The 25,556-nt window shown below is 71.1% G+C and carries 26 protein-coding genes; 18 read left to right on the plus strand and 8 right to left on the minus strand.

Annotated features, from left to right (window positions below):
* Window positions 1-5: 5 nt before the first annotated feature.
* On the minus strand, window positions 6-992 hold the full coding sequence (locus AB0G04_RS05640) for an SDR family oxidoreductase (RefSeq protein ID WP_360976934.1): 987 nt from the start codon (window positions 990-992) through the stop codon (window positions 6-8).
* Window positions 993-1,041: 49 nt separating this feature from the next.
* Here AB0G04_RS05640 and AB0G04_RS05645 point away from each other — a divergent pair, with 49 nt between their 5' ends.
* From AB0G04_RS05645 to AB0G04_RS05660, 4 genes are read left to right on the plus strand one after another with little or no spacing between them, the layout of a single operon-like run.
* Window positions 1,042-1,779 carry an enoyl-CoA hydratase family protein gene (locus tag AB0G04_RS05645; protein WP_360976937.1) on the plus strand — a complete coding sequence of 246 codons (738 nt, stop codon included), beginning with the start codon at window positions 1,042-1,044 and terminating at the stop codon, window positions 1,777-1,779.
* 57 nt (window positions 1,780-1,836) lie between these two features.
* Window positions 1,837-2,655, plus strand: a complete 819-nt coding sequence (locus AB0G04_RS05650; RefSeq protein ID WP_360977868.1) for a CoA-transferase — start codon at window positions 1,837-1,839, stop codon at window positions 2,653-2,655.
* Window positions 2,652-3,344, plus strand: coding sequence for a CoA-transferase (locus tag AB0G04_RS05655; RefSeq protein ID WP_360976940.1), 693 nt, complete (start codon window positions 2,652-2,654; stop codon window positions 3,342-3,344). Before AB0G04_RS05650 ends, AB0G04_RS05655 begins: the two co-directional genes overlap by 4 nt.
* A complete protein-coding gene (locus AB0G04_RS05660) occupies window positions 3,341-4,390 on the plus strand; it encodes a nitronate monooxygenase (protein WP_360976944.1) in 1,050 nt (349 codons plus the stop codon). The genes AB0G04_RS05655 and AB0G04_RS05660 overlap by 4 nt, the downstream gene beginning before the upstream one ends.
* On the opposite strand, the gene AB0G04_RS05665 is transcribed toward AB0G04_RS05660, so the two are convergent.
* The gene (locus AB0G04_RS05665) at window positions 4,374-5,492 is read right to left on the minus strand and encodes an acetyl-CoA C-acetyltransferase (RefSeq protein ID WP_360976947.1); all 1,119 of its coding nucleotides are present in this window, start codon (window positions 5,490-5,492) and stop codon (window positions 4,374-4,376) included. The two genes, AB0G04_RS05660 and AB0G04_RS05665, sit on opposite strands and share 17 nt — an antisense overlap.
* Window positions 5,493-5,552: 60 nt before the next feature.
* Between AB0G04_RS05665 and AB0G04_RS05670 the strand changes: the two genes are divergently transcribed.
* The 5 genes from AB0G04_RS05670 (at window position 5,553) to AB0G04_RS05690 (ending at window position 10,141) form a co-directional block, all read left to right on the plus strand.
* On the plus strand, window positions 5,553-6,686 hold the full coding sequence (locus AB0G04_RS05670; RefSeq protein WP_360976950.1) for an acyl-CoA dehydrogenase family protein: 1,134 nt from the start codon (window positions 5,553-5,555) through the stop codon (window positions 6,684-6,686).
* 9 nt (window positions 6,687-6,695) lie between these two features.
* A complete protein-coding gene (locus tag AB0G04_RS05675) occupies window positions 6,696-7,598 on the plus strand; it encodes an acyl-CoA dehydrogenase family protein (RefSeq protein ID WP_360976953.1) in 903 nt (300 codons plus the stop codon).
* Window positions 7,595-8,461 (plus strand): TIGR03619 family F420-dependent LLM class oxidoreductase, encoded by an 867-nt coding sequence (locus AB0G04_RS05680; RefSeq protein WP_360976956.1) that lies wholly within the window; start codon window positions 7,595-7,597, stop codon window positions 8,459-8,461. Before AB0G04_RS05675 ends, AB0G04_RS05680 begins: the two co-directional genes overlap by 4 nt.
* Window positions 8,462-8,529: 68 nt before the next feature.
* Window positions 8,530-9,015: a hypothetical protein gene (locus tag AB0G04_RS05685; protein WP_360976958.1), complete on the plus strand. Its 486-nt coding sequence runs from the start codon at window positions 8,530-8,532 to the stop codon at window positions 9,013-9,015.
* 499 nt (window positions 9,016-9,514) lie between these two features.
* On the plus strand, window positions 9,515-10,141 hold the full coding sequence (locus AB0G04_RS05690; protein WP_360976961.1) for a hypothetical protein: 627 nt from the start codon (window positions 9,515-9,517) through the stop codon (window positions 10,139-10,141).
* Window positions 10,142-10,145: 4 nt separating this feature from the next.
* Here the strand turns inward: AB0G04_RS05690 and AB0G04_RS05695 are convergent, their stop codons facing one another.
* On the minus strand, window positions 10,146-11,117 hold the full coding sequence (locus AB0G04_RS05695) for an alcohol dehydrogenase catalytic domain-containing protein (RefSeq protein ID WP_360976964.1): 972 nt from the start codon (window positions 11,115-11,117) through the stop codon (window positions 10,146-10,148).
* An 80-nt stretch (window positions 11,118-11,197) separates the two neighbouring features.
* Here AB0G04_RS05695 and AB0G04_RS05700 point away from each other — a divergent pair, with 80 nt between their 5' ends.
* The 3 genes from AB0G04_RS05700 to AB0G04_RS05710 are packed head-to-tail and all read left to right on the plus strand — an operon-like array spanning window position 11,198 to window position 14,218.
* On the plus strand, window positions 11,198-12,328 hold the full coding sequence (locus AB0G04_RS05700) for a hypothetical protein (RefSeq protein ID WP_360976968.1): 1,131 nt from the start codon (window positions 11,198-11,200) through the stop codon (window positions 12,326-12,328).
* Window positions 12,329-12,332: 4 nt separating this feature from the next.
* Window positions 12,333-13,100 (plus strand): SDR family oxidoreductase, encoded by a 768-nt coding sequence (locus tag AB0G04_RS05705; RefSeq protein WP_360976970.1) that lies wholly within the window; start codon window positions 12,333-12,335, stop codon window positions 13,098-13,100.
* Between the two features lie 59 nt (window positions 13,101-13,159).
* A complete protein-coding gene (locus AB0G04_RS05710) occupies window positions 13,160-14,218 on the plus strand; it encodes a sulfotransferase (protein ID WP_360977871.1) in 1,059 nt (352 codons plus the stop codon).
* Window positions 14,219-14,305: 87 nt separating this feature from the next.
* Here the strand turns inward: AB0G04_RS05710 and AB0G04_RS05715 are convergent, their stop codons facing one another.
* Entirely contained in the window at window positions 14,306-15,094 is a 789-nt protein-coding gene (locus AB0G04_RS05715; RefSeq protein WP_360976973.1) for a hypothetical protein, read from the minus strand.
* Window positions 15,095-15,483: 389 nt separating this feature from the next.
* On the opposite strand from AB0G04_RS05715, the gene AB0G04_RS05720 reads away from it, so the two are divergent.
* A complete protein-coding gene (locus AB0G04_RS05720; RefSeq protein ID WP_360976977.1) occupies window positions 15,484-16,470 on the plus strand; it encodes a polysaccharide deacetylase family protein in 987 nt (328 codons plus the stop codon).
* A 276-nt stretch (window positions 16,471-16,746) separates the two neighbouring features.
* On the opposite strand, the gene AB0G04_RS05725 is transcribed toward AB0G04_RS05720, so the two are convergent.
* Window positions 16,747-17,313 (minus strand): hypothetical protein, encoded by a 567-nt coding sequence (locus AB0G04_RS05725; RefSeq protein ID WP_360976980.1) that lies wholly within the window; start codon window positions 17,311-17,313, stop codon window positions 16,747-16,749.
* A gap of 952 nt (window positions 17,314-18,265) precedes the next feature.
* Here AB0G04_RS05725 and AB0G04_RS05730 point away from each other — a divergent pair.
* Window positions 18,266-20,152: an ABC transporter ATP-binding protein gene (locus AB0G04_RS05730; protein WP_360976983.1), complete on the plus strand. Its 1,887-nt coding sequence runs from the start codon at window positions 18,266-18,268 to the stop codon at window positions 20,150-20,152.
* Here AB0G04_RS05730 and AB0G04_RS05735 read toward each other — a convergent pair.
* On the minus strand, window positions 20,115-20,687 hold the full coding sequence (locus tag AB0G04_RS05735; RefSeq protein ID WP_360976987.1) for a hypothetical protein: 573 nt from the start codon (window positions 20,685-20,687) through the stop codon (window positions 20,115-20,117). The two genes, AB0G04_RS05730 and AB0G04_RS05735, sit on opposite strands and share 38 nt — an antisense overlap.
* A gap of 265 nt (window positions 20,688-20,952) precedes the next feature.
* On the opposite strand from AB0G04_RS05735, the gene AB0G04_RS05740 reads away from it, so the two are divergent.
* The 4 genes from AB0G04_RS05740 to AB0G04_RS05755 all read left to right on the plus strand — a co-directional run bounded on the left by AB0G04_RS05740 (window position 20,953) and on the right by AB0G04_RS05755 (window position 22,624).
* Window positions 20,953-21,156, plus strand: coding sequence for a cold-shock protein (locus AB0G04_RS05740; RefSeq protein ID WP_360976990.1), 204 nt, complete (start codon window positions 20,953-20,955; stop codon window positions 21,154-21,156).
* 221 nt (window positions 21,157-21,377) lie between these two features.
* Entirely contained in the window at window positions 21,378-21,974 is a 597-nt protein-coding gene (locus tag AB0G04_RS05745; RefSeq protein WP_360976993.1) for a TIGR03086 family metal-binding protein, read from the plus strand.
* A gap of 63 nt (window positions 21,975-22,037) precedes the next feature.
* Window positions 22,038-22,334 carry an alpha/beta fold hydrolase gene (locus tag AB0G04_RS05750; protein WP_360976998.1) on the plus strand — a complete coding sequence of 99 codons (297 nt, stop codon included), beginning with the start codon at window positions 22,038-22,040 and terminating at the stop codon, window positions 22,332-22,334.
* Window positions 22,286-22,624 (plus strand): hypothetical protein, encoded by a 339-nt coding sequence (locus tag AB0G04_RS05755; RefSeq protein ID WP_360977001.1) that lies wholly within the window; start codon window positions 22,286-22,288, stop codon window positions 22,622-22,624. Before AB0G04_RS05750 ends, AB0G04_RS05755 begins: the two co-directional genes overlap by 49 nt.
* Window positions 22,625-22,847: 223 nt before the next feature.
* Here the strand turns inward: AB0G04_RS05755 and AB0G04_RS05760 are convergent, their stop codons facing one another.
* Complete coding sequence (locus tag AB0G04_RS05760) at window positions 22,848-23,933, minus strand: nitronate monooxygenase family protein (protein WP_360977004.1); 1,086 nt, start codon at window positions 23,931-23,933, stop codon at window positions 22,848-22,850.
* Window positions 23,923-25,506: an acyl-CoA synthetase gene (locus tag AB0G04_RS05765; protein WP_360977007.1), complete on the minus strand. Its 1,584-nt coding sequence runs from the start codon at window positions 25,504-25,506 to the stop codon at window positions 23,923-23,925. Before AB0G04_RS05765 ends, AB0G04_RS05760 begins: the two co-directional genes overlap by 11 nt.
* Window positions 25,507-25,556: the final 50 nt, after the last annotated feature.

Consider the following 25,556-nt stretch of genomic DNA (forward strand, 5'->3'; position numbering starts at 1 on the left):
ACGTTCTATTTCTGGGCACGGTACGCCGTGTCCCGGACGTCCGCCAGATACGCCGGCCACTCACCGCCGCCGTGGACCGCCAGCGAGGCGCCGCTGATGTAGCCGGCCAGCGGGGAAGCCAGCAGCAGGCAGGCGCTCGCCACCTCGGCGGCGGTGGCCGCCCGCCCCATCGGCACCGTCCGCGCCACGGTCGAGGCCGCCACCGGCCTGCCGCCCGAACCCACCACAGACCCGCCGCCTGAGCCGCCCACCGGCATCCCGTCCGGGCTGGTCGCCGGCGTTCCGTCCGGGGCGGTCGCCGGCGTTCCGTCCGGGGCGGTCGCTGGGATCGGGGTCGGTTGAACCGGGCCGACGACGAGGTTGTTGACCCGGACCTGCGGCGCCCACTCGGCGGCAAGGCTGGTGGCGAGGTGATGGAGGCCGGCTTTGGCCGCGCCGTAGGCGGCGGTTCCCGGAGAGGGCCGGGTGCCGCTCACACTCCCGATCATCAGGATGACGCCACCGGAGCTCTGCTCGCGCATGACCGCGTTGGCGGCCTGCGCGACGTGCAGCGGCGCGATCAGATTCAGTTCGATGATCTTCGCGTGCAGACGCGGCGAGGCGGTGCCGGCCGGGACCTCGGGGCTGCCGCCCGCATTGTTGATCAGCACGTCGAGGCGGCCGAAGCGGCTCCTCGCCGCGTCGATCAGCGCCGCGGCTTGCCCAGGGTCACGGACGTCCGCCTGAAAGAACTCGACCGGACGACACGGCCCACCCGCAGGCCCGCCCGACGCAAGCCCGCCCGAGGCAAGCCCACCCGGCGCAGGCCCGGCCGACGCAAACCCGGCCGAAGCGGGGCCGGCCGGCGCGGGTGGCGGACGGTCGGGCGGGTTCCGGCCGCAGATCAGGACGTCAGCGCCGGCCGCATGGAAGGCGGCGGCGATGGCGGCACCGATGCCGCGGGTGCCACCGGTGACCACCACGGCGCGGCCGGTGAAGTCGAGGGGGTCCATGTCCGTCGATGCTAGCCACCCAAGCAAGCGCTAGGTTAGCCTGACCGCCGTGGGGATCGAACTGCACCGCGGCGCGGTCGCCGAGGTGGTCGTCGACTATCCGCCGGTCAATGCGATCCCGGCGGCCGGTTGGCATGCCCTCGCCGACGCGATCGGGGCGGCCGGCGCGGATCCCGGGACGCGGGTGGTGGTGCTCGCCGCCGAGGGACGCGGGTTCTGTGCCGGTGTGGACATCAAGGAGATGCAGCGCACCCCGGGGCACGAGACGCTGCTCGCGGCCAATCGGGGGTGCGCGGCGACGTTCGCGGCGGTCTACGACTGTCCGGTCCCGGTGATCGTGGCCGTGCAGGGGTTCTGTCTGGGCGGCGGGGTGGGCCTGGCCGGCAACGCCGATCTGGTGGTGGCCGCCGACGACGCCACGTTCGGGCTGCCGGAGGTGGACCGGGGCGCGCTCGGAGCGGCCACCCACCTGGCCCGGCTGGTCCCTCACCAGCTGATGCGGACCATGGTCTACACCTGTCGTCCGGTCACCGCGTGGGAACTGCACCGGTTCGGGACCGTTCTCGAGGTGGTGCCGCCCGCCGGTCTGCGGCAGGCGGCGCGGCGGGTGGCCGGGGAGATCGCGGCGAAGGACCCGCTGGTCATCCGGCGGGCGAAGGAGTCGCTGAACGGGATCGATCCGGTCGACGTGAAGCGGTCCTACCGGTTCGAGCAGGGCTTCACCTTCGAGCTCAACCTGAACGGCGCCGGTGACCGGGCCCGGCAGAGGTTCGTGGACGGCGAGTGAGAAGCGCCGGAGAAGAGTGAGAAAGCGAGAAAAGGGACGGGTGACGGCGTGGACCGGATGGTCAGCATCGAGGAGGCGGCCGGGGAGGTCCGGGACGGGATGACCGTCGGGATCGGTGGCTGGGGGTCACGGCGCAAGCCGATGTCGGTGGTACGGGCGCTCGTGCGGTCCGGTGTGCGGGACCTGACACTGGTCAGCTACGGCGGGCCGGATGTGGGGCTGCTCGTGGCGGCGGGATGCGTACGCCGGATCGTCACCGGTTTCGTGTCGCTCGACAGCATCCCGCTGGAACCGCACTTCCGCGCCGCACGCAGCACCGGCACCGTCGAGCTGGCCGAGTACGACGAGGGAATGCTCTACTGGGGCCTGCTTGCGGCCGCGAACCGGCTGCCTTTCCTGCCGATCCGCGCGGGCCTGGGTTCCGACGTGATGCGGGTCAATCCGGGCCTGCGGACGGTCCGCTCCCCCTATCCCGACGCGACCGAGCTGGTCGCGATGCCGGCGATCCACCTGGACGTCGCGTTCATCCATCTGAATCGGGCGGATCGCACCGGCAACGGCCGCTATCTGGGCCCCGACCCGTACTTCGACGATCTCTTCTGCCTGGCCGCGAGGAGACGGTTCCTCTCGTGCGAACGCGTCGAGACCACCGACGAGCTGGTGGCCGGCGGTCCGCCGCAGACGCTGCTCGTCAATCGGTCGATGGTCGACGGCGTGCTGGAGACCCCGAACGGCGCCCATTTCACCAGCTGCGTCCCCGACTACGGGCGGGACGAGGCGTTCCAGCGCGAATATGCCCGCACCGACTGGGCCACCTTCCGCGAGCGGTACCTCGACGGCGACGAGAACGACTATCAGGCCGCGGTGAAACGGTGACGCGGGCGGAGACGTGCGTGGTGGCCTGCGCCGAGGCGTGGCGCGGGGACGGGGCGGTCCTGGCCGGTTTCGCGGGGCTGATCCCGCAGCTGGGCGCCCGGCTGGCCCAGCTCACCTTCGCACCGGATCTGCTGGTGACCGACGGTGAGGCAACGCTGCTGCGGGACGGCCGGGAGGAGGGCTGGCTGCCGTACCGCCAGGTCTTCTCGATGGTGGCGGCCGGAACCCGGCACGTCATGATGGGCGCGAGCCAGCTCGATCGGTCGGGCAACCAGAACATCTCCTGTGTCGGGCCGTGGGAGCGGCCGGTGTCGCAGCTGCTGTGCGTGCGCGGGGCGCCCGGCAACACGATCAACCATCCGGTCAGCTACTGGATCCCCCGGCACTCGCCGCGGGTCTTCGTCGAGCACGTCGACATGGTGTCCGGCGTCGGTCACGACCGCGGCGCGTACGAGATCCGCCTGGTCGTCACGAACCTGGCCGTCCTCGACTTCGCCACGCCGGACCGGTCGATGCGGCTGCGCTCGGTGCATCCGGGCGTGACGGTCGGCGAGGTGCTGGCCGCCACCGGTTTCACGCTGACCGTTCCCGATCATGTGCCGCAGACCCGGGAACCGACCGGCACGGAGCTCCGGCTGATCCGGGAGCGGCTCGATCCGGACGGTCACCGGGAGCGGGAGGTCCGATGAGGACGCCGCTCACCGAGCTGCTCGGTTGCCGGCATCCGATCGTGCAGACCGGGATGGGTTACGTGGCCGGCGCCCGGCTGGTCTCGGCGGTCGCCGAGGCCGGCGGTTTCGGCATCGTCGCGTCGGCGACCATGAGCCTGGACCAGCTGCGCGCCACGATCCGGGAGATCAAGGGCCGGACCGGGAACCCCTTCGGAGTCAATGTACGCGCGGACGCGCCGGACGCCGGCGAACGCATCGACCTGCTGATCCGCGAGCGGGTCCGGCTGGCGTCGTTCGCCCTCGCGCCGGACCGTGACCTGATCCGGCGGTGCACCGACGGCGGGGTGCTGACCATGCCGTCGGTCGGTGCGCTGCGGCACGCCGAGAAGGTCGCCGGCTGGGGTGTCGACGCGGTGCTGGTGCAGGGCGGTGAGGGCGGCGGGCACACCGGCCAGGTGCCGACGACGCTCCTGCTCCCGCAGGTGGTGGACGCGGTCGACATCCCGGTGGTGGCGGCCGGCGGGTTCTTCGACGGGCGCGGGCTGCTCGCGGCGCTCGCCTACGGTGCGGCCGGCATCGCGATGGGCACCCGGTTCCTGCTGACCGCGGAGAGCCCGGTCGGCATGCGGGTGAAGCAGCTCTACCTCGACGCGACCGTGACCGGGACCGTGGTGACGACAAGGGTGGACGGGGTGCCGCACCGGGTTCTGCGTACTCCGTACATCAATGGGCTGGAGGACTCGGGCCGGGTGAGCGCGCTGCTGAGGGCGGCCCGGCACGCGATCGCGTTCCGCCGTCTGGCCGGCCTGTCGTGGCCGCAGCTGATGCGGGCCGGGCGGGCGGCACGGCACGGCCGGGATCTGAGCTGGGCGCAGACGCTGATGGCCGCGGGCACGCCGGTGCTGCTGCGCACGGCGATGGTCGAGGGGCGGCCGGATTTCGGGGTGATGTCGGCCGGGCAGGTCGCCGGGCTGATCGACGACCTGCCGTCGTGTGCCGCGCTGATCGACCGGATCGTGAGGGACGCCGAGGACGGGCTGGGACGGCTCACAGCCGTTCGATGATCGTCACGTTGGCCTGCCCGCCGCCCTCGCACATGGTCTGCAGGCCGTACCGGCCGCCGGAGCGTTCGAGTTCGTGCAGCAGGCTGACCATGAGCCGGGCGCCGGTGGCGCCGAGAGGGTGTCCGAGAGCGATCGCGCCGCCGTTGACGTTGACCCGGCCGGGGTCGGCGCCGGTCTCCCGCAGCCACGCCAGGACGACGCTCGCGAACGCCTCGTTGATCTCGAAACGGTCGATGTCACCGACGGTGAGGCCGGTCCGGCGCAGGGCGTGGGCGGTGGCCGGGATCGGGGCGGTGAGCATCAGGACCGGGTCGTCGCCGCGGGCGGAGAGGTGGTGGATCCGGGCTCGCGGACGCAGGCCGTGATCGCGGATCGCCTGTTCACCGGCGATCAGGAGAGCCGCGGCGCCGTCGGCGATCTGGCTGGAGGTGGCGGCGGTGGCCGACCCGCCCGCCCGGAGCGGCTGGAGGGCGGCCATCCTGGACGCGGTGGTGTCGCGGCGAGGGCACTCGTCTCTTCCCGGCCCGGTGATCTCGCCGTCGAACCAGCCCCGGTCGATCGCGGCGACCGCCCTCTCATGACTTCGCAGCGCGAAGGCCTCCATCTCGGCGCGCGTGATGGACCACTTCTCCGCGATGTCGTCCGCGCTGCGGAACTGCGAGATCGGCTGGTCGCCGTACCGTCGCAGCCAGCCGTCACTGTTCACATAGGGCCCGGCCGGGGCCATCGCACCACCGATCGGGACCTGACTCATGTTCTGCACTCCACCGGCCACGATCAGGTCGGCGGTGCCGCTCATCACGGCCTGGGCGGCGAAGTGCACGGCCTGCTGCGACGATCCGCACTGCCGGTCCACGGTGACGCCGGGAACATGTTCTGGAAGTCCGGCCGCCAGCCACGCCGTCCGGGCGATGTCGCCGGACTGCGGGCCGATCGTGTCGACGCAGCCGAGGATCACGTCGTCGACCGCGGCCGGATCGACGTCTTTCAGGAGTTCCCTGATCACCAAGGCACCCAGATCGGCCGGGTGCACGGCGGAAAGCAAACCGCCACGACGGCCGACCGGGGTACGCACCGCGCCTGCCAGATAAGCCTCCATCATTGACGCCCTCCCGTCGCAGCGAGTAGAACGTGTTCTAACTTACCGGGATCGGGGTGGCCCATGCACGTCGGATACACGCCCGGGCAGGAGAAGCTGCGGGCCTCACTTCGGGAGTACTTCGCCGCCCTGATGACACCCGATCTGCGGGCCGGGCTGGACGGCGGCGGAGGCGAGTACGGCGACGGCGTCGCGTACCGGCAGGTGGTCCGGCAACTCGGGCGCGACGGATGGCTGAGCCTCGGCGGACGGCCCCGGATCGAGCAGCTGATCTTCGCGGACGAGGCGGCGCTGGCCGGGGTGCCGGTGCCGTTCCTGACCCTCTACACGGTCGGGCCCACCATCGCCCGGCACGGCACCGAACAGCAGAAGGCCGAACTCGTGCCCCGGATCGAGGCCGGCGAGGTGCACTTCTCGATCGGCTACTCCGAACCGGATGCCGGCACCGACCTGGCAGCGCTCAAGACTCGTGCGGTCCGCGACGGCGACTCCTACGTGATCAACGGCCAGAAGATGTGGACCAGCCTCATCCAGTACGCCGACTACGTCTGGCTGGCCTGCCGCACCTCTGCCGACGCTCCACGGCACAAAGGCCTCTCCATGCTCGTCGTGCCGACCGATGCCCCCGGCTTCTCCTGGACACCGGTGCGGACCGTGGCCGGGCCGTCGACAAGCGCCACCTACTACGACGACGTACGGGTGCCGGTGTCCGCCCTGGTCGGCGTGGAGAACCAGGGCTGGCGCCTGATCACCGACCAGCTCAACCACGAGCGGGTGGCCCTCACCTCGGCCGCGCCGCTGCAACGGGCGCTGCGGGAGGTCCGGGACTGGGCGGCCGGCACCGGGCGCCTCGAACAGGAGTGGGTACGGCTGCACCTGGCCCGCGTGCATGCCAAGACCGAGGTGCTGAAACTGTTCAACTGGCGGGCCTGCGTCACCGACGGCACCCCGGCCGCACCGCGGGCCTCGGCCGGGAAGGTCTACGGCACCGAGCTGGCGATCGAGGCGTACCGGCTGCTCATGGAGATCATCGGCCCGGCCGCGACGATCCGGGCCGGCTCGCCGGGAGCGGTGCTCGCCGGACGGATCGAGCGGATGTACCGGGCCTCACTGATCCTCACGTTCGGCGGCGGGGCCAACGAGGTCCAGCGCGACATCATCGCGGCCGGCGCTCTCGGCCTCCCGATCCGGCGCTGAGGAGGGACCATGGATTTCGAACTGAGCAGCGAGGCCCGTGAACTGTCCGGGCTCACCCGCGACCTGGCCGAGTCCGGGCGCCCGCTGTGGCCGGCGCTGGCCGAGGCCGGGGTGCTGGCCGCGGCCCTGCCGAAACGCGCCGGCGGCGAAGGCTACGGCCTGATCGAGCAGTGCGCCGTCCTGGTCGAACTGGGCCGGCACGCCGCCGCCGTCCCGTACCTGCCGTCGATCGTGGCGGCCGCGTCGACGATCGCCGAGTTCGGCACCGCCGAGCAGGTCGAGAAGTGGGCCGCCCCGGCCGGTCGCGGCGAGCTGGTCCTCACCGTTGCGGGCCCCGCGTCCACCCCGGCGGCCGCCGACGCCGCGCTGGTCCTGATCCCGGCAGCGGACAGCGTGACCCTGCAGCGCCCGCGGTCACGCCTGCCTCAGGAGGTGTCCGGCAGTCCCGGAGCCGGGCAGATCGACGGTTCACCGGAGGGGACGCTGCCCGGAGGCGGCCCGCTCCGGAGACGGCTCACCATCGGCGCGGCCGCCATGCAGCTCGGCATCGCCGAACGCGCCCTCGAACTGACCGCCGCCTACGCCCGCGAACGGGTCCAGTTCGAGCGGCCGATCGGTTCCTTCCAGGCCGTCTCGCAACGCCTCGCCGACGCGTGGATCGACGTGGAGGCGCTGCGGCTGGCCCTGTGGCAGGCGGCCTGCCGCCCCGAACCCGCCGAGACCGCGACCGCCGGGTTCTGGGCCACCGAGACCGGGCACCGGGTTCTGCACACCGCGGTCCACGTGCACGGCGGTGTCGGCATCGACCTGGACTATCCGCTGCACCGCTACTTCCTGGCCGCCGAACATCACGAGTTCCTGCTCGGCGGCGCCACCGCCCACCTTCTCGACCTGGCCGAGGTGCTGCCGTGAAATTCACCCTGGGGATCGCGCTGAGTCCGCTCGACCAGCTGACCGGGCTCGCCCGTACCGCCGAAGAGGTCGGTTTTGCCTCGATCGCCTTACCGGACTCGCTGTTCTACTCGGAGCACGTGTCCGCCTCGTATCCGTACACACCGGACGGCAGCCGGTTCTGGAACGCGGACACGCCCTGGCCGGACCCGATGGTCGCGGCCGGGGCGATGGGTGCCGTCACGTCGACGATCCGCTTCTACACCCAGGTCCTCAAACTCGACCCGCGCAACCCGTTGCTGCTGGCCCGGCAGATCGGCACGGTCGCGGTGCTCACCGGCAACCGGTTCGGTCTCGGTGTCGGGCTCGGCTGGTCGCCCGAGGAGTCGTACTGGTGCGGCACCGGGTTCAAGGACCGCGGTGTCCGCGCCGACGAGTCCATCGAGATCATCCGGCGGATCCTGGCCGGCGGCATGGTCTCGTTCCACGGCAGGCACTTCTCGTTCGAGAAACTCCAGATGAGCCCGGCGCCGGCCGAACCGGTCCCGATCTATGTGGGCGGGCACACCGAGCCGGCGCTGCGGCGGGCCGCCCGCATCGGCGACGGCTGGTCGTCGGCCATGATCGGCTTCGACGACCTGCGGTCGGTCATCGGCCGGCTGCGCGAGCTACGCACCGAGCACGGCCGCGACGGCCTGCCGTTCGAGATCCAGGCGGTCTGCATCGACCGGCCCGGCCTGGACGGCTTCCGGCAGCAGGCCGAGATCGGTGTCACCGACGCCATCGTCGTACCGTGGCGCCGCTTCGACGCGACCCTGCAGGAGAAACAGGACGCCCTGCACCGCTTCGCCGAGAAGTTCATCAAGCCGCTGAGCAGCGGGTGAGCCCGCCAGCCGTGCCGCACACCGGCCATACGGCCGGGGGGTTCGGCGGCGGCGGTAGCCTCGGTGCGGTGACCGATGTGCCTTTCCTTGCTGACGGACCGGCGCCCGGCGCCGACCTGAGCCTGTTCGGCCGGTTCACCGGGTCGTGGGCGCTCGACTGCACCGAGTACGCACCCGACGGCACCACGACGGTCCGGCGCGGCGAGTGGCATTTCGGGTACGCCCTCGGCGGCCACGCCACGACCGACGTATGGATCCTGCCCGGCGTCGAGCACGGTGTCAGCGTCCGCTTCCCCGACCCGTCAGCCGGCCCCGGCGTCTGGCGTTCCACGTGGGTCGGCCCGGGCCGCCGCCGGGTGCACACGTTCCTGGCCGCACCCTCCGGCGACGGCATCGTCCTCGACGGCGGCGACCTCCGCTGGATCTTCTCCGATCTGGCCCCCTTCGCCCGCGCGCCGGAGACGTTCCGGTGGCGCAACGAGGCCCGCGAGCCCGGCGGGTCCTGGCGGCTCCAGCAGACCTTCGACGTCTGGCGGATCAAACCCGTCATTTAGTACGCGGAAAGCGTCCCGATCCACCGGACGCAGCACTCGGGCGGTTCTTGCCGGAGCCGGCGACCGAACTCGTCGGCGGGTCACTCAGAACAGCGGGAGCTGACCGGGAATCGGCTCGTTCGCATCGCCGCCGACCGAGGCCGCCGGCATCGGGACCGGAACCGCCTGCTGCCGCTTCTCCCAGGCGCTGATCACGCGGGTCGGTGAGGCCGCCGAGGTCTGCCGGGGGTCCGGTCGTGACGGGAGACGGGTCTGTCGTACGGACCTTCGCGCCCGTACGATCCTGCGATGCTATTCGTCGCCCGTTACCTGATCCGCCGCGTCGTCAGCGGGCCGTTTCCGCCGACCCCCGAGTTCGACGCCGACGAGCAGTCGATGATCAGGGACGCGGTGCTGCGGGACGCCCGGGGGCGTCTGCTGCGCGACGGTGACTGGCGGGTCGCGAAGCAGGCGATCGAGGCAGCGGGCACGGACTGGGCCCTGCGCGGCTACCGGCTCGGTGTCTTCGCCGGCCTGGCCGAGGACGAAACTGGCCGATCCGGACGATCCGGGACCGGTGATCCGGCTGATGTCGTCGTGTTTCGCCGCCGGTGCCGGCCGGCTCAACGAGTTCTACGCAGAAGCCCGGCGGAGGGATCCGCACAACTTCGACATGCACGAGCTCGCCGTCATGCTGACGTGCGCGAAGTGGTACGGCTCGCACGAGCGGATGTTCGCGGTCGCGCACTCGGCGGCCGAGGCGGCACCGCCGGGACACAGGACGACCCTGCTGCCGCTGTTCGCGCATTTCGAGTACGCGATGCGCGAGTTCGCGTGGGACGACCGCAGCAAACAGTCGCAGAAGGCGGTCCGCAGGTACTTCCGCAAACCGGAGGTGCAGCAGGACTGTGACGCCTGGATCGCCAAGTTCCGTTCGGCGCCGCCGTCCTCCGAGCAGCTCACGCAGGTACGGCAGTGGATGGCGGCGTACTACAGCCTGATTCGCCGGCGGAAGGAGGCGAAGGTCGTCTTCGACGAGATCGGCCCGTACGTCAGCCCGGACAACCAGTGGGGATGGTTCTGGGGCGACATGGAGTACGGCTACCTGAAGAGCTGGTGGTGGGCGAACGGGGTGGCCGGCATCTGAGGCGTCAGAGGACCACGACGGCGCGGCCGGTGAGCGAGCCGGCCGCGAGTGTCGCGTACGCCTCGCCGATCTCGCCGAAACCGAACTCCTCCACCTGGTTGCGGATCAGTCCGGCCCGGGCCAGCGCGATCACGTCCTGGGCGTCGGCGATCGACGAGCCCTGGAAGGTGAACACCTCGCCGTCGCGGGGCAGCGTGGAGAACCAGGGCCCGCGCAGTTTGCCGCCTGCCGAGCCGATCAGCCCGTAGGCGCCGCCGGTCCGCACCGCCGCGATCCCGGCCGCGATCGTCGCGTCGGTGCCGACGAAGTCCAGCACGACGTCGGCCCTGATCCCGTCGAGGGATTCCACGGTCGAGTGTGCGCCCACGGAACCGGCGTAGGAGCGGCGGGCCGGCAGCGGGTCGACGGCGATGACGCGGGCGGCTGTCAGCACGCGCAGGAACTGAACCGCGAACGCGCCGAGCCCGCCCGCACCGAGGACCACGGCGGTGCTCCCGGCGGTGATCCGGGGCAGCGCACGCCGTACCGCGTGGTGGGCGGTGGCTCCGGCGTCGGTGAGGGGTCCGGCGGTACGCGGGTCGAGGTCGCCGAGGGGCAGCAGTGCCCGGCGGTCGGCGACGACGAGGGCGGCCAGGCCGCCGTCGCGGCCGTAGCCGCGTCCAGCCAGGCCGCGCGGGCAGCCGCTGTCCTGTCCGCGGACGCAGAGCCGGCAGGTCCCGCACGACGCGGGTGACACGAGCGCGACCGGTTCGCCGGTGTCCGCGATCCAGCCGGCGGTCTCGTGGCCGAGGGTGAACGGCATCCGCCAGCCCAGGGCCCCGCCCGCCTCGGCCGGGATGTGCCGCATGGTGAGGTCGGACCGGCACAGCCCGCATCCGGCCACCTTCACGAGCACCTCACCGGGACCCGGTTCGGGTTCCGGCACCTCGACCGTGCGCGGTGGGGCGCCCCACTCCGTCATCCGATACGCCAGCACGCCCTCCAGAGTGGAACCTGTTATCGCGGTCGGTCAATGGGACATTGACCTGAAACTAGAACGAGTTCTATCGTCGGAGGGTGCTCACCAGACCGTTCGCGGAAGCTGTCCAGGAAGCCGAGCGGGTCATCACCGGCGCCCCGCACGTCCAGGACGACCAGGATCTCGCCGAGGGTTACGACTACCTGGCCGGCAGCATCCGCGCGTCGGTACAGATGGCGTGGGCCTACGAGCGGGACTTCCCCTACTTCGTACGCTCCACCGGCCCGTACACCAAGATGGGCCTGGACAACCCGGACACCTTGTATTTCCATGCCTGGCTGCGCGACGACGCCGAGTACGTGATCACCGGGCAGCGGGGCACCACCGTGGACCTCAGCTTCCAGATCCTCGACGGCGACTACTCGCCGATCCAGGTGCCGGGCAGCCTGGCCGCCTTCGACGACCGCCGGATCGACCTCGAGCCCGACGGCTCGTACCGAATGTATCTCGGGCCGGGCCTGAAGCGCGCCGGGATGCTGGTGGTCCGGGAGGTCTTCAGCGACTGGGCCACCGAACGGCCCGGGGTGCTGCGCATCCAGCGTGCGGATCGCATCGGTGCGGCGCCACCCGCCCCCACACTCGATGCGCTGACCAAGCGGTACGGCGTGGCCGGGAAGATCCTGATCAACCGGCTGCGCACGTTCCTCGCCTTCGCCGAGCGGTTCTACCTCGGCCTGCCGGTCAACACGCTCACCCCGCCGCGGTCCACACCCGGCGGGCTGACCACCCAGTTCTCCTCGGTCGGTCACTACGACCTGCACGACGACCAGGCGATGATCGTGACCGTCCCCGCCAGTGACGCGCCGTACCAGGGCATCCAGCTCGGCAGCATGTGGTACGTGTCGCTCGACTACATCAACCACCAGACGAGCCTCACGCGCGACCAGGCACGGATCGACCCGGACGGCATGATCCGCTACGTGATCAGCGAACGGGACCCGCACGTCGCGAACTGGCTGGAACGCACCGGGCACCGCCGTGGATACGTGCAGTTGCGCTGGCAGCGGCTGTCCCGTGAGCTGACCGAGGCGGACGGGCCGTCGGTCGACATCGTGGCCGTCGACGACGTGCCGAAACTGCTGCCCCACTACACACCGATCGAGCCGGAGCAGTGGCGGGAACGGATCGCCGCACGGCAGGCCGCGGTCGCGGCCCGGATGCTGGGCTGAGCCGATGCTCCTCGACGGCAGGGTGGTCGTGGTCGCCGGGGTCGGGCCGGGACTCGGCACATCCGTCGCGGTGCGGGCCGCCGGACAAGGCGCCTCCGTGGTGCTCGTGGCCCGTACCGAATCGGTGGTGAAGGATCTGGCGGCGAGCATCGGCGACCGTGCGCTCGCCGCACCCGCCGATCTCACCGACGACGTCGCGGTCCGGCGGGTCGTCGATCGGGTGCTCGGCGAGTTCGGGCGCATCGACACGCTGGTGCACAACGCGTTCGCGATGCCGCCGATGAGCAGCCTCGGCAAGGTCGATCTGGCGGCGGTGGGTGAGTCGTTCGAGGTCAACGTGCTGGCTGCATTGCGCACGATCCGGCACGTGACGCCGGCCCTGATCGAGTCCCGCGGTTCGATCGTGGTGGTCAACTCGGCGGTGCTGCGGCATTCGCGCCGGCCGTTCGGGCCGTACCGGCTGACCAAGGCCGCCCTGCTCGCGGCGGCGCAGAACCTGGCCACCGAGCTCGGGCCCCGGGGCGTACGGGTGAACTCGGTGGCACCCGGCTGGATCTGGGCCGACCAGTTGCGCGGCTGGTTCGAGTTCCAGGCCGCCCAGCGCGGGGTGCCGGCCCGGCAGATCTACGACGAGGTGGCGGCCACGACCGACCTGCGGCGGCTGCCGGAACCCGACGAGATCGCCGACGCCGTGGTGTTCCTGGCCTCCGATCTGGCACGCGGCATCACCGGTGCGTGCCTCGACGTCAACTGCGGGGAGTTCCACCATTGACGACGACCTCGCGGACCGATGTCGGGAGCTTCGACGACCTGCACGCGTCGGCGACCCGGATGACCGGGCTGGACGATTTCGGGGACGGTGACGACTACGCCGGCGGGCTTCGGGTGCTGCTCTCGTCGTACGCGCAAGAGGCATGCCTGACCCCCGCCGGCAGCAAGTGGACCCGCGGCCTGTTGCGTGGCGCCCTGGTCTCCCGGCTTCTCGCCGAGGCCGCATGGCAGCGGTATCCGGAGCATGCCGCCACGCCGCTGGCCCGGCCGGTGTTCGTCACCGGCCTGCCCCGCACCGGGACCACCGCCCTGCACCGGCTCCTCACCGCCGATCCCGCGCATCAGGGACCGGAGCTATGGCTCACCGAGGTCCCGCAGCCGCGCCCGCCGCGCGCCGAGTGGGAGTCGCACCCGGTCTACCTGGCCCTGGCGGACGCCTACCGGGGTCTCGGTCTCGACGGCGTGCACCACATGGGGCCGGGCCAGGTCGAGGAATGCTGGCGGCTGCTGTGCCAGTCGATGACCTCGGTGTCGTTCGAGTGCACCGCTCACATCCCGTCCTACTCGCGCTGGCTGGCCGGGCACGACTGGACCGCCGCCTACCGCCGGCATCGCCGCAACCTGCAGCTGATCGGGCTCGACGACCCGGACCGGCGGTGGGTGCTGAAGAATCCGAGTCACCTGTTCGCCCTCGACGCCCTGTTCGCGGTATACCCCGACGCCACCGTGATCCAGACGCACCGCGATCCGCGAACGGTGATCGCCTCGATGTGCAGCCTCAACGAACGCGCCTCGGCCGGCTGGTCCACGATCTTCACCGGGCCGGTGCTCGGCGCGGCGCAGCTGTCGCTGTGGTCGCGCGGGCTGCGGCGGTTCCGCGCCGACCGGGCCCGCTACGACCCATCGCGGTTCATCGACGTACGCCACGAGGACCTGGTGGCCGATCCGTTGCGCACCGTCGAAACGATCTACGAACGCCTGGGGTCCCGGCTGGCCGGTCCGGCCAGGTCCGCGGTCCTCGAAGCCGTCAAGGTGGGTACGCCCGGAGCCGACCACACCTACGACCCGGCGGCCTACGGGCTCACCCCGGACGTGGTGGACCGGGCCTTCGGCGTCTGACGAGCCCGCCGCCCGGCCCGCCGCCCAGCCGGGCACAGCCGTCACTCAGTCCGGCACAGCCGTCACTCAGTCCGGCACAGCCGTCACTCAGCCCGGCTCAGTCGCCGCTCGCGCCTCGAAGACGTCCAGAAGGGTGCTGATGCGAATCCGCAGATCGGCGGCCCGCGCCCCGCTGACGGTCACGTCGACCGCATCACCGTCGGCCGTCACGTCGACCTCGACCGTCTCGGAGATGCCGGCCAGCGTACAACTCCGCTGGTCCGTCGCCGGCGGCTCGGCACGCAGATATCCGGCCAGGATCCGCAGCAGGTCCGGCAGCCCGGCGGCCCGGATCCGGCCATGGATGCGGTCGTCGGCCATGTCGGCGTCGTCGTCGTCCCCATCGTTGTCCAGGCCGCCGCTCACCGGATGGTGGTCGTCGCTCAGCGCCGTCCGCTGGTGGGCCCAGAGGTCGAGGTGACGGACATAGCTCGCCGGGTCGTAGGCGGCGGACGGCAGCCGCGTGATCCGTTTGCGGCCCGTCTCGTCGAGCCGGTACGGCACCTCGAAAGCCTCGTGCCACTCCTCGACGGCCGGGGTGAACCGCTCCGACGCGGCCTCACCCGTGATGTCCAGGTAGTGACCGATCAGCTCCCAGGACGTGCCCCGCTCGCGCTCGTAGACCACCGCGCTGGTCAGGACGGCCGCCGTGATCGCGGCCAATGATCCGGCCTCACTGGCACGTGCGCCCGGACCGTTGAATCGGTCGTGCCTGGTGGGGACGAGCGCGGCGGCCCGGCCGGACAGTGCGGCGGCCCGCTGCGAGAGGACGAGCCGGGCCAGCGCGACACGTGAGTAGGCCGCCCGGTCGGCGTCGTACGGAGTCCGATCGATCACACGAACGATCATCTCACGGCTTCCGAAAGTTTCGGTGACACCGTCTGCAACAGTTTCGGAAGCGCCGTTGACCCCTCCTCCCGCTTGCCGATTGAAACGTTGTTCACCAGCTACTTCGTCTTCCACTGCCATCGAATGTAGCGGATTTTGATTCCGATATGTTTCCGGAAGTTGTTGACAGTGTGCCGCGGACCACTTGATACTCGCCGGTGGGAGGGAATCGCCGTACATCGATTCGCTTCCGTCCCCCACGGCATGGTTCCGACCGCACTCCTGGATTCCCCGCCAGGCGTCACCAGGACGAAACGCCATGTCACGCCGTCCCCACCAGCGGCGCGCCGGACACCGTCCAGCGTCCGGCGCGCCGCTAACCCCGAGGAGAACCCGCCATGTGGAGACGCCTGATGATCACCGGGCTCGCCGCCGTCGCGGCCGCCACCGGCTTCGTGGCCGCCGAGAGCAACCCGGCTCCCTCCGAAGCCGCCGCCTGCAACGGCTACGTCGCCCTCACCTTCGACGACGGCCCGCGGGCGGGCAACACCCAGAATCTCCTGGCTGCCCTACGCAACAACGGGCTGCGGGCCACCATGTTCAACCAGGGCGAATACGCCGCTTCCAATCCGGGTCTGGTCCGCGCCCAGGTGGACGCCGGCATGTGGGTGGCCAACCACAGTTACACGCATCCCCACATGACCCAGCTCAGCCAGGCCGCGATGGAATCGGAGATCTCCCGGACCCAGTCGGCGATCGCCGCGGCCGGCGGCGGCACCCCCAAACTGTTCCGCCCGCCGTACGGCGAAACGAACGCGACACTGCGCTCGGTCGAGCAGCGATACGGCCTCACCGAGATCATCTGGGACGTCGACTCGCAGGACTGGAACAACGCCAGCACCGACGCCATCGTCGCGGCCGCCGCCCGCCTCACCAACGGCCAGGTCATGCTGATGCACGACTGGCCGGCCAACACGGTCGCCGCCATCCCGCGCATTGCACAGGGCCTCGCCGCCCGCAACCTGTGCGCCGGCATGATCTCCCCGTCGACCGGCCGGGCCGTCGCACCCGACGGCGGCACCACCCCGACCAGCCCGACCAGCCCGCCCCCCGGCGGCGGCAGCTGCACCGCGACCCTCTCGGCCGGCCAGAGGTGGGGCGACCGCTACAACCTCAACATCGCGGTCACCGGCTCCAGCAACTGGACCGTCACCCTCAACCTGCCGTCCCCCGCCAAGGTCATCAACACCTGGAACACGACGGCGACCTGGCCGTCCGCCCAGCAGATGGTGGCCAAGCCCAACGGCAGTGGCAACAATTTCGGGATCACCGTCCAGCCCAACGGCAACTGGAACTGGCCGAGCGTCTCGTGCGCCGCATCCTGACCTGACCGCCCGCACTCCGCGGCGCGGTGGCCCTCCGGCTGCCGCGCCGCACCTCTGCGCCCCGTCTGTCTTCCCAGCGCGTCTGCCCGCCTGTCACCGCGCCGGGTGTCTGCCGGCTCCGGCCTCGCCGCGGTTGCCAGCCGACCGCGGAACCGCAACAACCCGCACGGTGTTTGCCCACTCCCGGCCGCGCCGCGGTGGCCCGCTCGGCTGCGGCACCGCAACAAAGCGCACGGCGGCCTGCACGGACGGCGGCCCGCTCAGACGGCGTCGTGCTCAGACGGCGTCGTGCTCGGCGATCCGGACCGGGAACCACGTCACGTCCTCGGGCGTACCGCCCGGCGTCCCGCGATCACGGTTCGCCGTCTCGGACACCAGCCGCGCTTCGGCCAGCCCGGTCAGCTGCCCGTACCCGCCGAGCCGGATGCCCCGATCGCGCAACCCGTAGCAGTGCCAGCTGTGGAAACGCCCGGAGTCGAACCCCAGGACCTCGAACCCGATTTCCCTCCCGGCAGGAGGCGCGGACCGCCGTCCGAGATTTTCGATGATCGGGTACGGGTGATCGCCGAACCACTCCCGCACGGCCTCCTCGACCGTCTCCACGAGATCGGACGGCACGCACATCGACAGTGCGTGCACACCCACCCGGCCACCGGCAGCGCGGCGAGCATCGTCCACCGCCGCATGCCACGGCGCCGTCAGCGGATCCAGGACCCCGGGTTCGAAGTCGGCGAGGCAGTCGCTGACGGTCACCACCTCGCTGGGCAGACCGTCCGTCCACTCCTGAGCCGGCGGAACCCACCGGTGTGCCGCCACGAAAGCGGCCACCACGAAACTCGGCATCCACCCATCATCGGGCAGCCGCCCACCCGAGCAACTCCGCCTCCGGCAGACACCGGCGTCGTGACGCCGGCAAACGCACCGGCGAGCTGATGGACCGTGCAGGACAGCGGGTCGGCCGAGAGGGTGCCGCAGTGCGCTGCGGGATGCGGTGCCGGGCCGGCCGGCTCTCGTGACAGACCACGCCGCAACACCGCCCCGTGCCTGGTCGCCACCACAACTCCGGCCGTACCACCACCACGCTGCCCTCGGTTACCCGGATTCCCCTCGCCCGGCGACCAGTTCGCCGCAACACCGTCTTACGCCCACCCGTCTCTGGCGGCGTAGTTCGATGTGCGGCGTGGTCATCGGCGGTGTGGTGATCTGCGGCCGACATATGGGCGCAGCTCACCACGCACCGCCGGGCGCGTAGGCGGCATGGCCACCTCCGCGCCGCGCTGGACCACACATCACCACACCGCCGGGCGCCTCACGTGCGTGGTGATGTGCGGACGGCATATGGGCGCAGCTCACAACGCAGATAAAGCGGGCTAGGCGGGCGCCAAATTCGTTGAGGGCAGCAAAGACGGAGGACGGCTGGCGGCAGGCGGCGGGCAACGGCAGGCGGCGGGCAACGGCAGGCGGGGGCAACGGCAGGCGGCGGGCGGCAAACAGGGGACGGCTGGCGGCTGGCGGCTGGCGGCTGGCGGCTGGCGGCTGGCGGCTGGCGGCAAACGGCGGTTGGCCATGAGCGGCGACGCTGGCGGCGCGCGCGGGTGGGTTTGGCGGGAGTGGGCAGCAGCCCGGCGGGCGTGCGGGGAGCCGGCACCGGGATCGCGTCGCGGTGTGGCCGGGGACGGCGTGGTTGCGGTCGGGTGAGGGCGTGGCTCGTACCGATAAGTGGCTCGTACCGATAAGTGGCCCGTACCGATAAATGGTTTGACTTCAACCCAAGGTGAGGTGGGAGTTTCGGGGCATGAGCATGGAAGTCGCGGCCTGGAACTCGATGTGGCACGCCATGAACCGGCAGGACGACAAGCGCCCGTTCTCGAGAGCGACCCTACGCCGCATTCTGGCGCTGGCGCGACCACAACGGCGGGTGCTGACCTGGTTCCTGCTGCTCAGCGTCGTGACGGCGTTCCTCGCGGTGGCGACGCCGGTGCTCGCTGGGCAGGTCGTCAACGCGATCGTCGAGTCGAAGGGCCAGCGGCTGGTGATCACGCTGGCCGTCGCGATCGCGGTGATCGCGCTGACCGAGGCGGGTCTCGGGCTGGTGCAGCGGGGGCTGTCGGCGCGGATCGGTGAGGGGCTGATTCTCGATCTGCGCACCAAGGTGTTCGATCATGTGCAGCGGATGCCGGTCGCGTTCTTCACCCGCACCCGGACGGGCGCGCTGGTCAGCCGGCTGAACAACGACGTGATCGGGGCGCAGCGGGCGTTCAGCGACACGCTGTCCGGTGTGGTCGGCAACCTGGTGGCGCTGGTGCTGACGCTCATCGTGATGATCGGCATCTCGTGGCAGATCACCGTGCTGGCGCTGCTGCTGTTGCCGGTGTTCGTGCTGCCGGCGCGGCGGATGGGCGGGCGGCTCGCCGGGATGGAGCGGGAGGCGGCGGAGCACAACGCGGCGATGAACACGCAGATGACCGAGCGGTTCTCGGCGCCGGGCGCGACCCTGGTGAAACTGTACGGCGATCCGGCGGCGGAGTCGGCCGAGTTCGCGGCCCGGGCGCGGCGGGTACGCGACATCGGTATCCGTACGGCGATGGCGCAGTGGGCGTTCCTGACCGCGCTGACGAGCGTGTCGGCGGTGGCGATCGCTCTGGTCTACGGGCTGGGCGGCTTCTACGCGCTGCAGGGGCGGCTCGATCCGGGCGCCGTGGTGGCGCTGGCGATCCTGCTGACCCGGCTGTACGCGCCGCTGACGAGTCTGGCGAGCGCGCGGGTGGAGGTGATGAGTGCGCTGGTCAGCTTCGAGCGGGTCTTCGAGGTGCTCGATCTGAAACCGCTGATCGAGGAGCGGCCGGACGCGCGGCCGGTGCCGGACGGGCCGGTGTCGGTGGAGTTCGACGACGTGCGGTTCGCCTATCCGTCGGCCGACAAGGTGTCGCTCGCGTCGCTGGAGGAGGTCGCCACCCTGGACTCCCGCGGTGGTGACGAGGTGTTGCACGGTGTGTCGTTCCGGGCCGAGCCGGGGCAGATGGTGGCGCTGGTCGGGTCGTCGGGGGCGGGCAAGTCGACGATGGCAAGCCTGCTGCCACGGCTGTACGACGCGGGTGAGGGCGCGGTCCGCCTGGCCGGGGTGGACGTGCGTGACCTGAGCGCCGTCTCGCTGCGGCAGACGCTCGGCATGGTCACTCAGGACGGTCACCTGTTCCACGAGTCGGTGCGGGCCAATCTGCTGCTGGCCCGGCCGTCCGCGTCCGAGAGCGAGTTGTGGGACGTGCTGCGCCGCGCCCACATCGCCGACCTGATCGAGTCGCTGCCGGACGGGCTGGACACGGTGATCGGCGAGCGTGGCTACCGGCTGTCCGGCGGCGAGCGGCAGCGGCTCACCATCGCCCGGCTGCTGCTGGCCCAGCCCCGGGTGGTGGTGCTCGACGAGGCAACCGCGCATCTGGACTCCACGTCGGAGCAGGCGGTGCAGGACGCTCTCGGTGAGGCGCTGAACGGGCGGACCGCGGTGGTGATCGCCCACCGGCTGTCGACGGTCCGGGCGGCCGACCAGATCCTGGTCGTCGAGGACGGCCGGGTCGTCGAACGGGGTACGCACGACGAGCTGCTCGCCGCCGGCGGCCGTTACGAGGAGTTGTACCGCACCCAGTTCAGTGAAGCGTCGCGGCCCGCCGCAGTGCGGGGATGATCAGTCGCTCGGTGGTCGCCGGGTTGCCGCTGGAGGTCTCCCAGCCCGAGTCGGCGACCAGGACGAGCGTGCCGCCGGCGTGCGCGATCGTGCCGTACGTGTGGTGGGTGACCTGTTCGCCGACGTGTTCCCAGTGCCTGGTCCAGCGGAACGTCAGCCGGTCCGCCGAGGCCCGCTCCAGCCGCCAGTCCCGGCAACCGTTCAGTGACTTGCGAAGCTTGCGCAGGTATCGGGCGGCGGCGTCCCCGCGGTGCACGGCGACGTACTCCATGACGGCGTCGGGACGGCTCCCGCCGACGACCGCGGTCACGGCGCGGTCGGCCAGTGGTGCCGGGCCGGTGAGCCCGCACGGCCGGGGTGGCCGCAGGCGGAGCCAGTCGTCGCGGCCGGCGTCGAGCGGCTTCACGCCGCCCAGGTCGGCGGGCTGCAGCATGGCGGTGCCGGGAATGCCGGCGGCCACGGCCGGCGGGGCTGCGGCGACTCCCCCGGCGAGCACGGCCAGCGCCGTGGCCAGGAACAGGCGGAAGACGAACATGCCACCCCCAACGACCGGTCTGCCGATTCCGACCCTACGCCCTTGAGGATGATTCGCCCGGGCGCCTCCCCGATTCGTGTGTTAGGTTGAGCGTGTTGCAGTTCTGATTTTTAGGGATCTCTCTAGACACAGACGTATCCGGCGCCTGATGGGCAACTCGAGCCCACAGGCGTTTTTCGTCGGTGCCCGGATTCCGGGGGTCAACAACGCGGCGACGCGGAGTTCCGCACGGTGCGGCGCTCCACCTGTCGGCAAGGAGAAAATCATGGCCACCGGTGTCGTGAAGTGGTTCAACAGCGACAAGGGCTTCGGCTTCATCACCCAGGACAGTGGCGGTCCTGACGTCTTCGCCCACTTCTCAGCGATCGCGACGAGCGGATTCCGCACCCTGGAAGAGAACCAGCGGGTGGAATTCGAGGTGTCGCAGGGCGCGAAGGGCCCGCAGGCGGAGAACATCCGCACGATCTGACATTTCACCGGGAGTGCGTGAAGCTTTTTCACGCACTCCCGGTTTTTGTTTCCCCGGTGTTCATAGAGCCGGGTCACCGGATCTTCAGTGCTTCTACCAGCACTGTCACTGGCGTTGATGAAAGCGGCGCCCGGGCGCTGATGAAATCGGCGAAACAATGATCATGATCAGCCCCGACCGGGCCGGATGCTTTAAACTTCCCAGTTGAAACGTCCGCCCGCATGGAAGGGCTTCGCCGCATGTCCCTCGCCGAGCTGTCTCCCGCCGACCGTCATCGCCGGATCGCCACCGATTTCACCGCCCGTGTCGAAGGCACGAAGGACTGGGACGCGCCCGCCCCGGTCGCCGGATGGACCGCCCGGGACGTGGTCCGTCACCTGGTCGAATGGCTTCCGGGCTTCCTGTCGTCCGGCGCCGCCGTGACCCTGCCGCAGGGCCCGAACGCCGGCACCGACCCCGCCGGGGCCTGGCACGCGCATGCCACGGCCGTGCAGGAGCTGCTCGACGATCCCGGCACCGCCGGCCGTACGCTCAGCAACCCGCATCTCGGCGAGATCCCTCTCGACCAGGCGATCGACCGCTTCTACACCACCGACGTCTTCATGCACACCTGGGACCTGGCCCGCGCCACCGGTCAGGATGAGCGTCTCGAGCCGGCCCTCTGCGCGGACCTGATGTCCGGTATGGAGCCGATGGACGAGATGCTGCGAGCCTCCGGGCAGTTCGGTCCGGCCGTCCCGGTGCCGGCCGGCGCCGACCCGCAGACCCGCCTGATCGGTTTCATCGGCCGTGACCCGAACTGGTCCGCGCCGCACTGACATTCGTTCAAGACCGGGGACCGGCTCTCCCGCATCGTCCCCGATATGGGACATGGTCTGCACGTGATACACGACGGCCTCCGGTCGGCACCGCCGCTGGTGCTGCTCCACGGTTCCGGTGCGGGCAGCGCCTGCTGGGGGCCGGTGATTCCGGCGCTCGCACGGCACCGGCACGTCATCCGGATCGACCTGCCGGGCGGCGGCAAGTCACCGCCTGCCCCGTCGTACGCGGTGCCCGCGCAGGCCGAGGCCGTGGCGGCGGTGCTCGACGACCTCGGCCTGCGTTCGCCGCGCACTCCAGCGGTGGCTACGTGGCGACCGCGCCGGCCGAGCGACGCCCCGCCCTGGTCGGCGCGCTGACGCTGGTCAGCACCGGCCCCGACCTGGCCGCGTTCCGCCCGCAGCCGCTGCTCCTGCGGATGCTGTTGTCGCCGCCGGCCGGTCCGCTGCTGCGGCGGATCCGGTCGGACGCGATGATCCGCAAGGAAGGCCGGGCCGGAATGCTGCCGGGCGTGGGGCACCTGCCGATGCTGGAGGAGCCCGAATCGAACGCCGATCTGCTGCTCACCGCCGATCAGACTGACGCCGTGCGATGGTCCGACGTGGACGTCGCGGTCCCGCGCCCGCGCCTCCGGCTGCCGGGGGTGTGAGCCTGGCCGGGTTCCCTCAGCGCGTGCCCGGGTTCTGGGACGTCGCCATGATCGCGCACCCGCCGGTCACCCTGTTCTTCGATCTGAGCGACGGGCCGGGAGCCGTCTACGAGACCCGCCACGGCCCGAGGCTCGGCAGTGTCGCGGCCGGGCTCCTGGCCGGCCGGCTGGGCGACCGCGGGCCGGCCGACCCCGAGGTCGCCCACGTCGGGGTGATCCCTCGTCACAGCAGCTTGTGCAGTCGGGTCAGGGTCTCGTCGGCTTCGGTGACCAGGTCGGTGAGCACCTCGGCAACCGGCCGGACCTCGTTCATCCGGCCGACGATCTGGCCGACCGGCATGGGAACCACGGTGGGGTCGCCGGACGCCATGAGCCGGTCGTGTGCGCCGGACACCAGCAGGTTCTGCAGCGGCATCGGCAGGGCGGCCGGGGCACCGTCGGCGGACCAGGCCTCGGTCCAGCGGTTACGCAACAGCCGCGCCGGCTTGCCGGAGTAGATCCGGCTGCGGACCGTGTCGCTGGACGTGGCCCGCAGCAGGGCGTCACGCAGGGCGGGACCGCTGTGGTACTCGCTGGTGCCGAGCCACACCGAGCCCATCCAGACGCCACGAGCGCCGAGGGCGAGGGCGGCGGCGATCTGCCGGCCGCTGCCGATGCCGCCGGCGGCCAGAACCGGCACGTCCACGGCGTCGACGACCTCCGGGACCAGCACCATCCCGGCGATCTCCCCGGTGTGCCCGCCGGCCTCGTAGCCTTGTGCGACCACGATGTCGACGCCGGCGGCCACGTGCCTGCGGGCGTGGTCCGCGCGGCCGGCCAGGGCGGCGACCAGCAGCCCCTGCGCGTGGGCCTGCTCGATGACGTCGGGTGGTGGCGGGCCGAGCGCGTTCGCGATCAGCCGTACCGGATGGCGGAGGGCGACCTCGACGTGGCTGCGGGCCACCGAGTGCAGCCAGCCCAGGACGCCGGGGCGGTCGGAGGCGGACTCCAGCGGGGGCACGCCGAGCCGTAGCAGGGTCCGCTCGACGAAGTCCCGATGCCCGGAAGGGATCAGTTCGTTGAGGTCGGCGACCGGGCCTTCGGCCGGTTCGCGGCCGGGCATGACCACGTCGACGCCGTACGGCCGGCCGCCGGTCTCCCGGTCGAGCCAGGTCAGCACCTCGTCCAGTTCGCTCGCGTCGTTGAACCGGACGCAGCCGAGGACGCCCAGACCGCCGGCCCGGCTGATCGCCGCGACGACGTGCTCGGACGGGCTGAACCCGACGATCGGATATTCGACGCCGAGGACGTCACAGAGGTCAGTCCGCATCGCGCTCCTTCGCGTAGGCGTGTGCCCAGCGGTAGTCGGCCTTGCCGCTGATGGTGCGGGCGATCCGTCCGACCAGCCAGACCGATCGGGGCACCTTGTAGCCGGCGATCCGCTGCCGTACGTGGGTGTCGAGCTCGGTCAGGTCGAGGGTGACGTCCGGCCGCGGCTGCACCAGCGCGGCCACCCTCTGCCCGAGCAGGTCGTCGGGCACGCCGATGACGAGCGCGTCGAAGACGTCCGGGTGGGCTTTGAGGGCACCTTCGACCTCTTCCGGGAAGACCTTCTCGCCGCCGGTGTTGACGCACGTGTTGCCGCGCCCGAGCAGGGTGATGGTGCCGTCGTCCTCGAGCCGCGCCAGGTCACCGGGAATCGCGTACCGTTTCCCGTCCACCTCGGTGAGCAACTGCGCGGTCTTCACGGGATCCTGGTAGTAGCCGAGCGGCACGTGCCCGCCGCGGGCGAGCCGGCCGATCACACCCGGCCCGGCGGGTCTGTCGTACTCGTCGAGGACGATGGTGTCCGGGCCGGGCATGACGCGCGGGCCGTCGACGGCTCCGCCGTCCACCTCGGCGACGATGCCGATGCCGGCGAACCCGGTCTCCGACGAGCCGATCGCGTCGGTGACCATGATGTCCGGCAGCGCCCGCAGGTACTGCCGTTTCACCGACGGCGAGAACAGGGCGGCGCTCGACGAGACGGCCACCAGCGACGATGCGTCGTAGCTGCCGGCCAGATACGCCTCGATGATCGGCCGGGCCATCGCGTCGCCGATCAGGACCACCACGTTGACCTTGTGCCGTTCGATGAGCCGCCAGACCTCGTCGGGGTCGAACCGGGGCAGGAACACCACGGTGTCGCCGGCGAAGAGTGCGGCCAGGGCGGCCCATTGCGCGTTGCCGTGGATGAGCGGGGCCAGGCAGAACCGGGTCATCGGCGGCATCTCGGCACCGCGCCGGGTCTGCGCCCACTCGTCCTCGAGCGGGATGCCGGACATGAAGTCGATGCCGCCGCCGAGGACCCGCCAGACGTCCTCGTGCCGCCAGATCACGCCCTTCGGGTAGCCGGTGGTGCCGCCGGTGTAGAGCAGGTAGACGTCGTCGCCGGAGCGGGCCTCGAAGTCTCGTTCCGGCGACCCGGTAGCGACGGCCTCGTCGTACGAGGCGTCCGGGAGATCGGAGTCGCTGTCGTCGGGAAGCGCGATCATCGCCCGCATGCCGGACGCCACCGCCTTCACCCGGGGTGAGAACCGCCGGTCGTGGAGGAGCGCGATCAGACCGGCATCATCGAACAGATACTGCAACTCGTTCTCGACGTAGCGATAGTTGACGTTGACGACCACGGCACGGAGCTTGTAGACGGCGATCATGGCCACTACGGCCTCGATCGAGTTGCCCGCGTACAGCCCGACGTGGGCGCCCTTGCCCACTCCTCGACCTTGCAGGAAATGGGCCAATCGGTTGGAGGTCTCCTCCAGCTCCGCGTAGGTGATCTCGCGCTCGCCGCAGGCCACCGCGACGCGATCGGAGAAGGCGTCGACCGCGTGCTCGAAAAGGTCCGCAATATTGGCCGCCATCAACGCAAAGTAGAACCTGTTATCGTTCCGGGGCAAGGGCTGTACAGAAG

Origin of the sequence: Actinoplanes sp. NPDC023801 (genome assembly GCF_040639655.1) — a bacterium.
Lineage (GTDB): Bacteria > Actinomycetota > Actinomycetes > Mycobacteriales > Micromonosporaceae > Actinoplanes.

Excerpts from the sequence above, each read along its gene's own strand:
- AB0G04_RS05725 (WP_360976980.1), bottom strand. The coding sequence starts at position 17,313 with ATGCCGAGTTTCGTGGTGGCCGCTTTCGTGGCGGCACACCGGTGGGTT.
- AB0G04_RS05720 (WP_360976977.1), top strand. The coding sequence starts at position 15,484 with ATGTGGAGACGCCTGATGATCACCGGGCTCGCCGCCGTCGCGGCCGCC.
- AB0G04_RS05760 (WP_360977004.1), bottom strand. The coding sequence starts at position 23,933 with ATGCGGACTGACCTCTGTGACGTCCTCGGCGTCGAATATCCGATCGTC.
- AB0G04_RS05670 (WP_360976950.1), top strand. The coding sequence starts at position 5,553 with ATGCACGTCGGATACACGCCCGGGCAGGAGAAGCTGCGGGCCTCACTT.
- AB0G04_RS05675 (WP_360976953.1), top strand. The coding sequence starts at position 6,696 with ATGGATTTCGAACTGAGCAGCGAGGCCCGTGAACTGTCCGGGCTCACC.
- AB0G04_RS05650 (WP_360977868.1), top strand. The coding sequence starts at position 1,837 with ATGGTCAGCATCGAGGAGGCGGCCGGGGAGGTCCGGGACGGGATGACC.
- AB0G04_RS05735 (WP_360976987.1), bottom strand. The coding sequence starts at position 20,687 with ATGTTCGTCTTCCGCCTGTTCCTGGCCACGGCGCTGGCCGTGCTCGCC.
- AB0G04_RS05710 (WP_360977871.1), top strand. The coding sequence starts at position 13,160 with ATGACCGGGCTGGACGATTTCGGGGACGGTGACGACTACGCCGGCGGG.
- AB0G04_RS05745 (WP_360976993.1), top strand. The coding sequence starts at position 21,378 with ATGGAAGGGCTTCGCCGCATGTCCCTCGCCGAGCTGTCTCCCGCCGAC.
- AB0G04_RS05660 (WP_360976944.1), top strand. The coding sequence starts at position 3,341 with ATGAGGACGCCGCTCACCGAGCTGCTCGGTTGCCGGCATCCGATCGTG.
- AB0G04_RS05705 (WP_360976970.1), top strand. The coding sequence starts at position 12,333 with ATGCTCCTCGACGGCAGGGTGGTCGTGGTCGCCGGGGTCGGGCCGGGA.
- AB0G04_RS05665 (WP_360976947.1), bottom strand. The coding sequence starts at position 5,492 with ATGATGGAGGCTTATCTGGCAGGCGCGGTGCGTACCCCGGTCGGCCGT.
- AB0G04_RS05765 (WP_360977007.1), bottom strand. The coding sequence starts at position 25,506 with ATGGCGGCCAATATTGCGGACCTTTTCGAGCACGCGGTCGACGCCTTC.
- AB0G04_RS05640 (WP_360976934.1), bottom strand. The coding sequence starts at position 992 with ATGGACCCCCTCGACTTCACCGGCCGCGCCGTGGTGGTCACCGGTGGC.
- AB0G04_RS05740 (WP_360976990.1), top strand. The coding sequence starts at position 20,953 with ATGGCCACCGGTGTCGTGAAGTGGTTCAACAGCGACAAGGGCTTCGGC.
- AB0G04_RS05730 (WP_360976983.1), top strand. The coding sequence starts at position 18,266 with ATGAGCATGGAAGTCGCGGCCTGGAACTCGATGTGGCACGCCATGAAC.